At 37.5% G+C, this 13,899-nt stretch carries 12 protein-coding genes and 2 tRNA genes; 11 read left to right on the top strand and 3 right to left on the bottom strand.

Going from position 1 to position 13,899, the window contains the following annotated elements:
- Positions 1-69 precede the first annotated feature (69 nt).
- Together adhE and G7Y65_RS01580 are read left to right on the top strand one after the other, a co-directional pair.
- Positions 70-2,763: a bifunctional acetaldehyde-CoA/alcohol dehydrogenase gene (gene adhE / locus G7Y65_RS01585; protein WP_042492005.1), complete on the top strand. Its 2,694-nt coding sequence runs from the start codon at positions 70-72 to the stop codon at positions 2,761-2,763.
- A 99-nt stretch (positions 2,764-2,862) separates the two neighbouring features.
- On the top strand, positions 2,863-3,693 hold the full coding sequence (locus tag G7Y65_RS01580; RefSeq protein ID WP_042492004.1) for an exodeoxyribonuclease III: 831 nt from the start codon (positions 2,863-2,865) through the stop codon (positions 3,691-3,693).
- Positions 3,694-3,823: 130 nt separating this feature from the next.
- Here G7Y65_RS01580 and G7Y65_RS01575 read toward each other — a convergent pair.
- A tRNA-Glu gene (locus G7Y65_RS01575) sits at positions 3,824-3,895 on the bottom strand.
- A gap of 37 nt (positions 3,896-3,932) precedes the next feature.
- Positions 3,933-4,004 (bottom strand) — tRNA-Glu (locus tag G7Y65_RS01570).
- 186 nt (positions 4,005-4,190) lie between these two features.
- On the opposite strand from G7Y65_RS01570, the gene G7Y65_RS01565 reads away from it, so the two are divergent.
- The gene (locus G7Y65_RS01565; protein WP_137600380.1) at positions 4,191-4,862 is read left to right on the top strand and encodes a histidine phosphatase family protein; all 672 of its coding nucleotides are present in this window, start codon (positions 4,191-4,193) and stop codon (positions 4,860-4,862) included.
- Between the two features lie 7 nt (positions 4,863-4,869).
- Positions 4,870-6,156, top strand: coding sequence for a GTPase HflX (hflX, locus tag G7Y65_RS01560; protein ID WP_042492001.1), 1,287 nt, complete (start codon positions 4,870-4,872; stop codon positions 6,154-6,156).
- Positions 6,157-6,364: 208 nt separating this feature from the next.
- On the opposite strand, the gene G7Y65_RS01555 is transcribed toward hflX, so the two are convergent.
- Positions 6,365-7,054 carry a GntR family transcriptional regulator gene (locus G7Y65_RS01555; protein ID WP_042492000.1) on the bottom strand — a complete coding sequence of 230 codons (690 nt, stop codon included), beginning with the start codon at positions 7,052-7,054 and terminating at the stop codon, positions 6,365-6,367.
- Positions 7,055-7,192: 138 nt separating this feature from the next.
- Between G7Y65_RS01555 and G7Y65_RS01550 the strand changes: the two genes are divergently transcribed.
- From G7Y65_RS01550 to G7Y65_RS01520, 7 genes are all read left to right on the top strand, one after another.
- Positions 7,193-8,650, top strand: coding sequence for a 6-phospho-beta-glucosidase (locus tag G7Y65_RS01550; RefSeq protein WP_165314499.1), 1,458 nt, complete (start codon positions 7,193-7,195; stop codon positions 8,648-8,650).
- Positions 8,651-8,670: 20 nt separating this feature from the next.
- Entirely contained in the window at positions 8,671-8,988 is a 318-nt protein-coding gene (locus tag G7Y65_RS01545) for a PTS sugar transporter subunit IIB (RefSeq protein ID WP_165314498.1), read from the top strand.
- 24 nt (positions 8,989-9,012) lie between these two features.
- Positions 9,013-9,339, top strand: a complete 327-nt coding sequence (locus tag G7Y65_RS01540; protein ID WP_141926930.1) for a PTS lactose/cellobiose transporter subunit IIA — start codon at positions 9,013-9,015, stop codon at positions 9,337-9,339.
- 4 nt (positions 9,340-9,343) lie between these two features.
- Positions 9,344-10,795, top strand: coding sequence for a 6-phospho-beta-glucosidase (locus G7Y65_RS01535; RefSeq protein WP_042491991.1), 1,452 nt, complete (start codon positions 9,344-9,346; stop codon positions 10,793-10,795).
- 46 nt (positions 10,796-10,841) lie between these two features.
- Positions 10,842-12,134: a PTS cellobiose transporter subunit IIC gene (celB, locus tag G7Y65_RS01530; protein WP_042491988.1), complete on the top strand. Its 1,293-nt coding sequence runs from the start codon at positions 10,842-10,844 to the stop codon at positions 12,132-12,134.
- 163 nt (positions 12,135-12,297) lie between these two features.
- A complete protein-coding gene (locus tag G7Y65_RS01525; RefSeq protein WP_042491986.1) occupies positions 12,298-12,615 on the top strand; it encodes a PTS sugar transporter subunit IIB in 318 nt (105 codons plus the stop codon).
- Between the two features lie 101 nt (positions 12,616-12,716).
- Positions 12,717-13,811, top strand: a complete 1,095-nt coding sequence (locus G7Y65_RS01520; protein ID WP_165314497.1) for a DUF871 domain-containing protein — start codon at positions 12,717-12,719, stop codon at positions 13,809-13,811.
- The last annotated feature ends 88 nt before the right edge of the window (positions 13,812-13,899 follow it).

Genomic DNA, 13,899 nt, shown 5'->3' with positions numbered 1-13,899 from the left:
TTGCTATAATTAACATTGTTCAGTAATGAGCAATACGATTAAATCAGAACAATCTGAGAGGTATAAATCATGACTACTATGAATAAAAAGAAAAAAGTGCTAACACCTGATGAAAAAGCTGCACATTATGCAGCTGCTGAAGAGATGACTAATAAATTAGTTGATCAAGCAGCAATCGCTTTACAAAAATTTGCAACCTATACACAAGAACAAGTTGATAAAATTGTTGCAGCGATGGCCTTAGCTGGTTCTGAAAATGCATTATTGCTTGCTCATGAAGCATATGAAGAAACAGGACGCGGTGTCATTGAAGATAAGGATACTAAAAATCGTTTTGCGTCTGAATCTGTTTATAACGCTATTAAAAATGATAAAACTGTCGGTGTTATTTCGGAAGACAAGATAGCCGGAAAAGTTGAATTAGCAGCACCTTTAGGCATTTTAGCTGGAATTGTTCCAACAACTAACCCAACCTCAACAGCAATTTTTAAGTCAATGTTAACCGCAAAAACAAGAAATGTGATTGTGTTTGCTTTTCATCCACAAGCACAAAAATCATCATCACATGCAGCTAAGATTGTTTATGATGCAGCCGTTGCAGCGGGGGCACCGAAGCATTTTATTCAATGGATTGAAACACCTTCAATTGATGCAACAAATACATTGATTAAAAACCCAAAGATTGCATCAATTTTAGCGACTGGCGGACCTTCGATGGTCAATGCAGCCTTACATTCTGGTAATCCATCAATGGGGGTTGGTGCTGGAAATGGTGCAGTCTATATTGATAAAACGGCTAACGTTGATCGAGCCGTATCTGATTTGTTATTGTCGAAACGTTTTGATAATGGTATGATTTGTGCTTCAGAAAATTCGGTTGTCATTGATGTTTCAATTTATGATGAGATGTTGCAAAAATTACAAGAACAAGGTGCATACTTAACGCCTAAGCAGGATTATCAAAAGATTTCTGATTTTGTCTTTAAACCATCAGCAGATGGCTATGGTGTCACAGGACCAGTAGCTGGTCGTTCAGGTCGTTGGATTGCCGAACAAGCTGGTTTGAAGTTGCCAGTTGATAAGGACGTTTTGCTATTTGAACTTGATAAAAAGCACATTGGGGAGCCATTATCATCAGAAAAGCTAAGTCCGTTACTCTCAATATATAAAGCACAAGATCGTGATGAAGCTGTTGAAATTGTACGCGCATTATTAAACTACCAGGGGGCAGGACATAATGCAGCAATTCAGATTGGTGCGCAAGATGATCCATTTGTAAAAGAATATGCAGACCGTGTTGAAGCATCAAGAATTTTGGTTAATCAACCCGACTCAATTGGTGGTGTTGGTGATATTTATACCGATGCATTACGACCATCACTAACGTTAGGAACTGGTACTTGGGGGAAGAATTCATTGTCGCATAATTTGTCTACGTACGATTTATTAAATATTAAAACCGTTGCTCGTCGTCGTAATCGCCCACAGTGGGTACGATTGCCTAAGGATATTTATTACGAGACAAACGCCATTACTTATTTGCAAGAATTACCAGATGTTGATCGGGCATTTATTGTTGCAGATCCCGGTATGGTAAAGTTAGGATTCGTTGATAAAATTTTAGATCAATTTGCATTACGTGAAGATCAAGTTAAGACATCATTTTATGGTTCAGTTAGCCCTGACCCAACTATTTCACAAGCAATTGATATTGCTCGTCAAATGGCTGATTTCAAGCCAGATACGGTTGTTTTGCTTGGCGGTGGTTCAGCATTAGATGCAGGTAAGATTGCCCGTTTCTTATACGAATATTCAGCAACTAAGCCTGGTATTTTATATGATGATGATGGTTTGAAGTCATTATTCCAACAATTAGCACAAAAATTTATGGATATTCGCAAGCGAATTGTGAAGTTCGAACATCAACGTTTAACACAAATGGTGGCTATTCCTACAACATCAGGAACGGGTTCAGAAGTTACGCCATTTGCGGTAATTACTGATGATGAAACACATGTTAAATATCCATTGGCTGATTATGAATTAACACCACAAGTTGCTATAGTTGATCCTGAATTTGTGATGACTGTGCCAAGTAAGACAGTTGCATATTCTGGAATGGATGCTTTGTCACACGCCCTAGAATCATATGTTTCAGTGATGTCATCTGAATTTACACGTCCTTGGGCATTGCAGGCCATTAAATTAATTTTTGATTACCTAGAAGCTTCATATCATTATGATGCAACGCAACCAACTAAGGAAGGTGAATTGGCACGAACAAAGATGCATTATGCATCAACCTTGGCTGGTATGTCATTTGGAAATGCGTTCTTAGGATTAAATCATGCAATAGCACATAAAACTGGTGGCGCTTTTGGATTACCACACGGACTAGCAATTTCAATTGCAATGACCAATGTGATCAAATTCAATGGTGTAACTGGTAACGTGAAGCGCACGCCTTTCCCACGTTATGAAACATATACGGCACAAAAAGATTATGCTGATATTGCTCGTCACATTGGTTTGACAGGTCAAGATGATGCAGAATTGGTAACAGCTTTAATTAATAAGATTAAAGAATTAGCAGGACATCTTGATATGGACTTAACGCTATCTGGTAATGGGGTTAAAAAAGAAGACTTTGATCGAGAATTGTCAGGGTTGATGGATTTGATTTATAATGATCAGACAACACCAGGAAATCCACGACAACCAAAGTTGAGCGAAATTAAACAACTATTAAATGAACAATTTTAAACATTAAATATGAATCAACGTACGACTATGCCAGTCATTAGTCGTGCGTTTTTTTGTTATAATAAATGCAATGAGAATTTAAAGAGGAACGGTGGCAAAATGAAATTTATATCATGGAATATCGATAGTATCAATGCGGCTGTTGAGCATAAATCTGCCCGTGGTGAAATGACGTGGCAGGTATTGCAAGATATTGCGGCACAACAACCAGATGTTTTAGCAATTCAAGAAACAAAACTAAAAGCAACGGGCTTAACTAAAAAACAAGCAACGGCGCTTGATGAGTTATTCCCTGGTTACCATCGGTATTTACGTATGAGCACGGGTCGTTCTGGTTATTCGGGAACGATGATGTTATCACGCCAAGAACCTATTAGTGTTACGTTACCAGAAATCGGTGCACCTGGTGAAATGGATATTGAAGGACGCGTTATTACACTTGAATTTGAAAACACCTATGTTTCCACAGTTTATACACCAAATTCAGGGAGCAGTCTAGCACGTTTGGATGATCGACAGGCTTGGGATGATGCTTATCGGGCATATATACAACAATTAGATGCACAAAAGCCGGTTATTTTTTCTGGTGATTTCAATGTTGCACACCAAGAAATTGATTTGAAAAACCCAAAATCAAACCATAAAAAAGCTGGCTTTACAGATGAGGAACGTGAGCATTTTGGCCGTTTGCTTGATGCGGGATTTACGGATACATTCCGTTATTTACATCCTGAAGAAAGCGGTGTTTATACATGGTGGGCACAGATATCAAAAACATCAAAAATCAATAATTCTGGTTGGCGTATTGATTATTATTTAACGTCAAATCGTTTAGCTAATCAGTTGTCTGAATTATCGGTTATTGATACAGGAGCACGCCAAGATCATGCGCCAATTATGTTAACGATGACGGATGATTTTAAAATATAATCATAAAAAGCGAGGCATAACAAGTATCTGTTTATGCCTCGCTTTTTTATTAATTAGGCAATAAAAAAACGTATCTACTTTATAAAAAGTAAATACGTTTACGTGTAATCAGATTACTGATCTCTAAGTATAGCCCAACAGGGAGTCGAACCCTGGATTCCGCGCTGAGAACGCGACGTCTTGACCACTTGACCATTGGGCCATGATGATAATATTTGTTAGCCGAAGCTATTTAGAAATAGCCCAACAGGGAGTCGAACCCTGGATTCCGCGCTGAGAACGCGACGTCTTAACCACTTGACCATTGGGCCAATATCATCACTTGTATATTAACAACAATAATTAACTATACATGTAAAGTCTATAGCTGTCAATATGAATGTTTTATAAATCATAAATTTTATTAAATCATAATTGAAACTAGGCAACTTAATGAGTATTAATAAACTTAATGATACAATTATATATAACAGACTAACAGCAAAGAGGGATAAATAATGTCATTTAATTTATATTTTGTACGACATGGGCAAACAATTTTCAATCATTATGAACGTATGCAAGGATGGAGTAATGCGCCATTGACGGATAAAGGTATCTCAGACGGATATGCAGCTGGTGATCGTTTAGAAAACATTCGCTTTGACGGTGCTTACTCATCAGATTTGCAACGTGCCATTCAAACAGCTGAATTTGTTTTGTCACGTAATAAGCAGAGTGGTGATTTGAAAGAGCCGGAGCAATTACAACAATTCCGTGAACAATTCTTTGGCTTTTTTGAGGGATTACCTAGTAAAAAAAGTTCACAACTAGTTGCTGAAAAGAATGGCTTCCAAAACATGGATACTTATGGTGATCTAATGGCTAATTTAAGTCAAGATGAAGTCATGGATGCGATGCATGCGGCTGATCCAACTGGTGATGCTGAAGACGCACAGATGTTTTGGGTACGAGTAGAAAAAGGGCTAGAACAACTCCGTCGTAACACACGTGACGGTCAAAATGTCTTAATCGTTTCACACGGCACATTGATTCGTAATTTAGTGGCCAAGTATGCTTCACACGAACAAGCAGCTGAAAAGCCTGAAAACGGATCAATCACAATTTTTGAAGTTTCTGATGAAGGCATGAAGCTAAAAACTTATAACGATACAACAACGAAATGGTAAAACATATATGATAGAAAATGAGCAACATCCTAAACGCCAAGTTATTTTAGCAGGTTTAGATCAGCAAAATGAAAATTTTGACTATGAAATGACTGAATTGGCTAATTTAGCAGCGGCAAATAATATGATTGTTGTTGGCCAATTGATTCAAAAGCTGGAAAGACCTAATGCATCAACCTATTTTGGTAAGGGTAAAGTAACCGAATTAAAAGAAGCGTTAGAATATTATGGTGCCGAAATGGTGGTAACTAATGATGAATTATCACCATCACAAATTCGTAATCTTGAAGCTGGCACACAAGCCGATATCATGGATCGAACAGCCTTGATTTTGGATATCTTTGCATCACGAGCTAAAACAAAAATTGCTAAATTACAGGTTGCGATTGCACAACTAAAGTATCAATTACCACGTTTACGGACATCTATGAATGTTCGTCTAGATCAACAAACAGGTGGTGGCGGTGGTAGTTTTACGAGTCGTGGTGCTGGTGAAACCAAGTTAGAAATGAATCGTCGTCATATTCAACACCAAATTTCATTAATGCAAGCTGAATTAACGAACATTGAGGCTGATGATGAAACACGGCGTGCTTATCGTGCTAAACAAAGTATTCGTAATGTTGCTTTAGTGGGTTATACTAACGCAGGTAAGTCAACGATTATGAATGCCTTAGTAAAGCGATTTGGTGATAATAAAGAAAAAACAGTATTTCAAGCAGATATGCTGTTCGCAACGTTAGAGACGTCAGTGCGTAAAATTCAGTTACCAGATAATCAAAATTTCTTACTATCTGATACGGTTGGATTTGTGTCAAAGTTGCCCCATGGGTTAGTGGCAGCTTTCCGTGCAACATTAGCTGAAGCAGCTGATGCTGATTTGTTAATTCAAGTTGTGGACTATGCAGATCCACATTATCAAGAGATGATGGCGACAACTGCAAAAACATTAAAAGAAATTGGCGTTGGCGACATTCCAATGGTGACTGTTTATAATAAAGCTGATCAAATTCCGGAACAAGCATATCCTGATCGTACGGGTGATACGTTGATTTTATCAGCATTAGATTCAAAGTCACAAGATGCTTTGGTTGATGTTGTTAAAGAACATATTTTTGCTGACTATATCACAACAACATTGCATATTCCATTTAGTGACGGGCAACTTGTTAGTGAATTAAATGAGCAGGCAACGGTACATGAATTAGATTATGATGAGTCGGGGACAGTTATGAAAGTGACGTTAACCCCAATTCAAGTTGCTAGATTTGAAAAGTATCAAGTAAATGAATAATAATTAATGGTGACACTTAAAAGGCGCTGGCTAACATTCGAAGAGAAGTTAGCTAGCGCCTTTTTGATTTTTACTGCGGGTGTTTTCTGTTATGTGCCTTACGATAAAGAATGGCCAATAAGTAGTAATAGTCATGACGATACTAATGTTTATAGCTGTCAATGAAGTAAGGTATCATAAAGCATGTTACACCATATTATCTTGTCTTTTAAATATAAAAAGTTGCGTTCTCATAGTGGTAAACATTTTCTGAAAAATCAAATATTTCCCCACTAGTTGTATAAAATGTTTCTTGAACGGCTAGACCAAAACTACCTTGCGGCAAATTTAATTTATCACTTTCAAATGCAGTTAATTGCCGTACTTTAAAGTACTTATCAGAAAAGCCAACGTTGATTTGATAAGCATCTGAAATATGGTGAAAAATAGATGCTTTGGCAATTTCTTTATTTAGGAAGGGAACAAAATTAGTATTATAATTAGAAGTCTCAAAGCAGAAAATCTTACCATCCTGTGTTTTTAAACGTTGTACTTTAAATATTGGCGTGTCAATTGCACACTGTAAGTGACTAGCGACTGATCGTGTTGGATATGTTTTTTCAACAGTGACATCTGAATTATCTAATTTTGTTTTGGTGAAATCAGTTGTCCAACCGTGACTGACATTAAAGTTAATAAAATGCTCATCTGGAATATCACGTACGAAGGTCCCACTACCTTGTACTTGATAGATAAAGCCATCCCGTTCTAGCTGATCTAATGCTTTCAAAACAGTTGTTTTACTAGCACCATATTCTTGAATTAGTTTAGTCAAACTTGGTAAGGGGTCACCTTGTTTGAGGTGATTAGATTTTATGAATGAAAATAATTGTTCTGCAATTTTTTGATATTTTAACATGCCCGCGCTCCTTTAGTGACTATATTATATCGAATATTAGCATTTTTAACAAAATAATGAAAGCGGTTGCAAAAGTGTGAATGCACTGTTATAGTGTACGTATACAATTTATTAATTAGATTTATCGAGGAGGAACTCATGGGACTTAAGTTAGCTGATAATTTTTTGTGGGGTGGTGCTATTGCGGCACACCAAGCTGAAGGTGCATGGAATAAAGACGGTAAAGGGGTTTCGATTGCAGATATTTTAACCGCTGGTGCCAATAATAAGCCACGCGAAATTACAGATGGCGTCATTGCAGGTAATAATTATCCTAATCATCATGGTATTTATTTCTATGATACGTATAAAGAAGATTTAGCTTTGATGGCTGAGATGGGTTTTAAGGCATTTAGAACTTCCATTGCGTGGACGCGTATTTTCCCAAATGGGGATGATGCTGAACCAAACGAAGCCGGCTTAAAGTTCTATGATGATATGTTCGATGAGATGAATCGTTTGGGGATTGAACCAGTGATTACGTTAAATCACTTTGAAATGCCTTATCACTTAGTCAAAGAGTATGGTGGTTGGTCAAATCGTAAAGTGATTGATTTCTTTGTTAAGTATGCAACCACAGTCTTTACACGTTATAACGGTAAAGTGAAGTATTGGATGACGCATAATGAAATATCAAATCAAGCTAATTTAGATTATGATATGATGAGCGAATTCATGATTTGGACAAATTCAGGATTGCAGTTTAAAAAGGATGCAACAGCAACTGAAAAGCTGGCTGGTATGGTCCAAGCAGCACACTATGAGTTGGTTGCAAGTGCTAAGGCTGTTCAGATTGGGCATGCGATTAATCCTGAGTTTGTTATTGGTGGTATGTTGAATGTTGCCCCATTATATCCAGCTTCACCTAAGCCTGCTGATATGTTGGCCACACAAAAGGCACGTCAGTTGCATGACTGGTTTTCGGATGTTCATATCCGTGGGACTTATCCAGCTGAATTTGAAGCATTTGCTGCACGTACCGGTTATCGTTCCGACATTACACAAGCTGATCGTGAGGTTTTAAAGGCTGGTAAAGTTGATTACCTGGCAATTTCTTATTATAACTCAACTGTAATCAAGGCAAAAAGTGATGCAGATACTGATTTTGAGGATGTTCAGGGTTATGAAGTGGTACAAAATCCTGAAGTACCTGTTTCGGATTGGGGATGGGCAATTGATCCACAAGGGTTGCGTTATACCTTGAATGAATTGAACGATCAATACCCAGGATTACCAATCATGATTGTTGAAAATGGTTTTGGTGCTTATGATGACGTTATTGATGGTAAGGTGCATGATCAATATCGTATTGATTATTTGAAAGCACATATTGCTGAAGTTGAAAAAGCAGTTGTAAAAGATGGTATCCCAGTTATCGGTTATCTATCATGGGGACCAATTGATATTGTGTCAGCTGGTACCGGTGAAATGAGTAAGCGATACGGGTACATTTATGTTGATTTGGATGACATGGGTGAAGGGTCAGGTAAGCGTCTACGTAAGGACTCGTTCGATTGGTACAAGCAGGTTATTGCTTCTCATGGTACCGATTTATAATTTTAAAAGAGGATAGAAAAATGGCAGACAAGAAAATTATGCTAGCATGTGCAGCAGGGATGTCAACATCATTGTTAGTGACAAAGATGCAAGAAGCAGCTAAGGCAGGAGGCAAAGATTATGAAATTTTTGCCAAGTCAACGGCTGATATTGATAATGAGTTATCATCTAGTGACAAGCCAGATGTTTTGTTGCTTGGTCCACAAGTTAGCTTTATGAAGAAAGAAGTTAAAGCCAAGACAGATGCAGCAGGTATTCCAATGGATGTTATTAATAAGATGGATTACGGCATGATGAAAGGTGACAAAGTTTTGGCTACTGCTGAAGCATTGTTGTAGTAATTTTGATTGGGGGACTTAGACATGGATGACGCACGTATGGAAGTTGTCATGGGATTGATTATGCATGGTGGTAATGCTAAAGGTCAAGCTTACCAAGCCATTCAACTTGCTAAAGATGGCAAATTTGATGAAGCTGATGAGGCGATTGCAGCTGCTAGTCAAGAATTAAAAGCGGCGCATGATGTACAAACAGATATGCTAACGAAAGAAGCGCAAGGTGAGCATACTGAAATCGATTTGTATATGGTACATGGTCAAGATCATTTGATGAATGCAATTACGTTTAAGGATATGGCTGTTGAACTAATTGCTTTGATGAAGCGCGTTTCAGAGTTGGAGGACAAATAATAATATGAGTTCAGGTTATAAAATGCCCGATGGTTTTCTTTGGGGTTCTGCAGTTGCCGCACACCAATTAGAAGGAGCTTGGGATGTTGATGGTAAGGGTGTCTCAATTGCTGATGTGATGTTAGCAGGTAACAAAGATACACCACGTGTTGTAACCGACACAGTTGAACCAGGCGGGAACTACCCTAACCATCGAGGAATTGATTTTTATCATACGTATCCACAAGATTTTAAGATGATGAAAGAATTGGGATTGAAGGCTTTCCGTACTTCAATTGCGTGGACACGTATTTTTCCAAATGGTGATGAGGCGGAACCCAATGAAGCTGGTTTGCAGTTTTATGACAACATGATTGATGAAATGTTGGCTAACGATATTGAACCAGTTATCACACTCAGTCATTTTGAAATTCCTTACCATTTGGTAACAGAGTATGGTGGCTTTAGTAATCGAAAGGTTATAGACTTCTTTGTTAAGTTTTCTGATACAGTTATTCGGCGTTATGGTGATCGTGTCAAGTATTGGATGACATTCAATGAAATTACTAATCAGACAGCATGGATGGATCCGCATCCAATGTTGCAAAATTCTGGCTTGAAAGATTATAAGGAAGATGAAGCACAGGAATTAATGTATCAAGCTTCACATTATGAGTTAGTCGCTTCAGCATTGGTAACCAAACATGCCCATGAAATTGCGGCTGAGCTACATGCTGATATCCAGGTTGGTTGCATGTTGTCAATGAATCCTGTTTATCCAGCATCAACAAAGCCTGAAGATATTCTGATGGCACAGCGTGCAATGCAAACGCGGTATTACTGGGGTGATGTTCATGCAAATGGTCATTATCCGAACTGGTTAAAGAATTTCTGGCAACATAAAGGCTTCCATTTAGATATAACTAAAGAAGATGAAACAATTTTGGCAGAAAACACAGTTGATTATGTGGCATTTTCTTACTACATGTCATGGACAGTATCAGATACTGGTGATGAATGGTTAGAATATAATGAAGACGAAAACCATGGTGATAATCCATTTTTGGAGAAATCTGATTGGGGATGGCAAATCGACCCCGTAGGTATTCGCTGGGCAATGAACTGGATGTGGGATCGTTGGCACAAGCCAATGTTTATTGTTGAAAACGGTTTTGGTGCTTATGATAAGTTAACTGAAGACAACCAAATTCATGATGATTATCGTATTTCATACTTCCAACGTCATATTAAGGCAATGGAACAAGCTGTTGCGTTAGATGGGATTCCACTTTATGGCTATCTACCATGGTCAGGTATTGATGTTGTATCTGCTTCAACAGGTGAGATGTTAAAACGTTATGGTTTTATCTATGTTGATTTAGATGATATGGGCGAAGGAACTGGTAAACGATATTACAAGGATTCGTTCAAGTGGTATCAAAAAGTTATTTCATCAAATGGAGCTGACTTAGGTTAATGTAACAATAACAGGTTTTAAATATATAAATAAGAAGGAAAAGATTATGGCAGGATCAAGTAGTGTCTTGAACGAGAAGATAATTCCGTTCTTCCAGAAAATTTCTGGTTCACGTCATCTAGTTGCGTTGCGTGACGGTATGACTGCTGCAGTTCCAATGATTATTATTGGATCTGTCTTCATGATTATTGCACAGTTCCCTATCCAAGGTTATCAAGACTTTATGGCTCATACATTTGGAGCTAATTGGGCAACAGTTGTACAATATCCAACTAATGCATCGTTCCATTTGATGGGACTAGTCGCAGTTGCAGGTATTTCTTATAATTTAGCGAAAAGTTATCGAGTAGAAGCTTTTTCATCGATGATTGTAGCGATTGGGGCCTTTATTTTAACCATTCCACTTAAAACCGACAAAGCCGGGGACATGTGGATTCCATTAAAGCAATTAGATTCATCAGGATTATTTATTGCGATTTTGGTTGGTTTGTTCGTAACTGATTTGTATGTTTGGTTAGTTCACAAGAATTTGACAATTAAAATGCCATCAAGTGTGCCACCTGCTGTCAGCAATTCATTTGCTTCATTGTTCCCAGGAGCCTTAGTATTAATGGTTGTTTGGGTTATTCGAATGATTGTTGAAGCGACACCAATGGAGAGCATTCCGAATATCATTACTTTCGTGTTGCAAGATCCATTAAGTCATTTGAACAATTCATTGCCAGGGGCAATTGTCGTCGAATTGATTATCTGCTTGTTGTGGTTCTTTGGTATTCACGGATCTAACACGGTTAGTGGTGTGATGATGCCAATATGGCTAGGGGCGATGTCACAAAATGCAGCTGCCGTTCAAGCAGGTAAGGAAATCCCTAACATTGTGACGCAACAATTTTACGATAACTTTATTCATATGGGAGGATCTGGGGCAACACTTGGATTAGCCTTTATGATTGCTTTCTTATCAAAGAGTAAAGAGTTAAAGACGTTGGGTAAGTTGGTTGTTGGACCAGCAATGTTTAACGTTAATGAACCAATCATCTTCGGTATGCCAATTGTTATGAATTATAAGATGGTTTTGCCATTTATTTTGGCACCAATGGCCAATGTTATCACAACGTATACAGCTATGAGTACTGGATTAGTGGCTAAAACAATGGGAATCATGGTTCCTTGGACAACGCCACCAATTATTTCTGGGTACTTAGCAACAGGACATATTTCTGGTGCAGTTATGCAAATTATTAACATTGTGCTTGATGGCGCTATCTACTATATATTCTTTAAGTCAATTGATAAGGATCGTTTGAAGGAAGAAATTCAAACTAACGAAGCTGCTTAACATGATGTGCAAAAAAAGATGTTAATTTGTCTGAGATAATTGAGAATTTAACATCTTTTTTTCGTGATTTTAACGCATAGTCAATTTATTGAAAACGCTTGCAAAACAGTGCATGTACTGTTATATTAATGGTATTAATTAATAAAAAAAGAGGGAACGTATCATGGCAGATAAGAAAATTATGCTAGCATGTGCAGCAGGAATGTCAACATCATTGTTAGTGACAAAGATGAAAGAAGCAGCCAAAGCTGGTGGTAAAGATTATGAAATCTTTGCTAAGTCAACAGCAGATATTGATAATGAATTATCATCTAGCGAAAAGCCAGACGTTTTGTTGCTTGGTCCGCAAGTTAGCTTTATGAAGAAAGAAGTTAAAGCTAAGACAGATGCCGCAGGTATTCCAATGGATGTTATTAATATGATGGATTATGGCATGATGAAGGGTGACAAGGTCTTGGCAGCTGCCGAGGCATTGTTGTAGATTATCTATGAAAAACTAACAGGCTTTAAACCTACCAAAATAATTGGCAGGTTTAAGGCCTGTTAGTTTTAGAATTAGCTTTTGCTAGACAGGGGGATTATATGACAAAGCGACAATTAGGATTATCAATTTATCCAGATCATAGTGATTTTGAAGAAGATAAAGCGTATTTAATTTTGGGACATCAGTATGGCTTTACACGCATTTTTATGAGTATGTTGGAAGTTAGTGGTTCGGCAGCAGAGACTAAGTTGAAGTATCAACGTATTGTGGATTTTGGTAATGAGTTGGGTTATGAAACAATTATTGATGTTTCCCCACGTATCTTTGATCAATTGCATATTTCATATGACGATTTGTCTTTTTTTAATGACTTACACGTTGCTGGTATTCGATTAGATCAATCATTTGATGGTGCAACTGAGGCACTTTTATCATTTAATCCCTACAACTTAATTATTGAGTTAAATGCAAGCAATGACGTTGATTATCTGAATAATATTATTAGTCATCAAGCTAATGAACCCTTTATTTATGGTTGTCATAATTTTTATCCTCAGGTTGGTACAGGACTACCTTATGACTACTTTATTGCATGTAGCAAGCGATTTAAAAAATATGGTATCCATACTGCAGCCTTTGTTGCTAGTCAGGTAGGGACTATTGGACCTTGGAATGTCAATGATGGGTTACCTACTTTAGAAATGGATCGCCACTTACCGATTGACGTTCAAGCGAAGAATTTATTTAGTACGGGCTTGATTGATGATGTGATTATTGGGAATGCCTATGCCAGTGAGAAAGAATTAGCTAGTTTAAGTCGCTTAAATCGTTATCAATTGACTTTGCCGGTGATTTTTAATGACGATGTGAATGATATTGAAAAGACCATTGCATTAGAATCCCAACATTTCCGCCGTGGTGATATTAATGAAACCGTTATTCGTTCGACAATGCCACGAGTTACGTATCAAGCAGTAGCTAATCAACCGCATGATAATAGCCAACAATTTGAGCGTGGTGACGTGTTGATTGGTAATGATGATTTTGGTGTTTATAAGAATGAATTACAAATCGTGTTAGAACCACATAGAGAGCCCCGTAAAAATAAGATTGGTCATATTAGTGACGATGAAATATTTTTGTTGGACTTTATTAAACCTTGGATTAAATTCCAGTTAACAGCAGCTGATTAGTTATGAATCATTCAAGGTTACTAGTAATAATGACGCTAGCTTTTGATTTAGAGTAATCAAGGTTAGCGTCGTTATTCGTTATAATAGT

The organism is Weissella sagaensis (assembly GCF_010306265.1).
Taxonomy (GTDB): domain Bacteria; phylum Bacillota; class Bacilli; order Lactobacillales; family Lactobacillaceae; genus Weissella; species Weissella sagaensis.
Note: the sequence above shows the minus strand (reverse complement) of the source record. Positions and strands in the feature narration are given on the sequence as shown.

What these genes read in the sequence shown, in the direction of transcription:
- G7Y65_RS01535 (WP_042491991.1), top strand. Translation starts at nt 9,344, where the DNA reads ATGAGTTCAGGTTATAAAATGCCCGATGGTTTTCTTTGGGGTTCTGCA.
- celB (WP_042491988.1), top strand. Translation starts at nt 10,842, where the DNA reads ATGGCAGGATCAAGTAGTGTCTTGAACGAGAAGATAATTCCGTTCTTC.
- G7Y65_RS01550 (WP_165314499.1), top strand. Translation starts at nt 7,193, where the DNA reads ATGGGACTTAAGTTAGCTGATAATTTTTTGTGGGGTGGTGCTATTGCG.
- hflX (WP_042492001.1), top strand. Translation starts at nt 4,870, where the DNA reads ATGATAGAAAATGAGCAACATCCTAAACGCCAAGTTATTTTAGCAGGT.
- G7Y65_RS01545 (WP_165314498.1), top strand. Translation starts at nt 8,671, where the DNA reads ATGGCAGACAAGAAAATTATGCTAGCATGTGCAGCAGGGATGTCAACA.
- adhE (WP_042492005.1), top strand. Translation starts at nt 70, where the DNA reads ATGACTACTATGAATAAAAAGAAAAAAGTGCTAACACCTGATGAAAAA.
- G7Y65_RS01525 (WP_042491986.1), top strand. Translation starts at nt 12,298, where the DNA reads ATGGCAGATAAGAAAATTATGCTAGCATGTGCAGCAGGAATGTCAACA.
- G7Y65_RS01540 (WP_141926930.1), top strand. Translation starts at nt 9,013, where the DNA reads ATGGATGACGCACGTATGGAAGTTGTCATGGGATTGATTATGCATGGT.
- G7Y65_RS01520 (WP_165314497.1), top strand. Translation starts at nt 12,717, where the DNA reads ATGACAAAGCGACAATTAGGATTATCAATTTATCCAGATCATAGTGAT.
- G7Y65_RS01565 (WP_137600380.1), top strand. Translation starts at nt 4,191, where the DNA reads ATGTCATTTAATTTATATTTTGTACGACATGGGCAAACAATTTTCAAT.
- G7Y65_RS01555 (WP_042492000.1), bottom strand. Translation starts at nt 7,054, where the DNA reads ATGTTAAAATATCAAAAAATTGCAGAACAATTATTTTCATTCATAAAA.
- G7Y65_RS01580 (WP_042492004.1), top strand. Translation starts at nt 2,863, where the DNA reads ATGAAATTTATATCATGGAATATCGATAGTATCAATGCGGCTGTTGAG.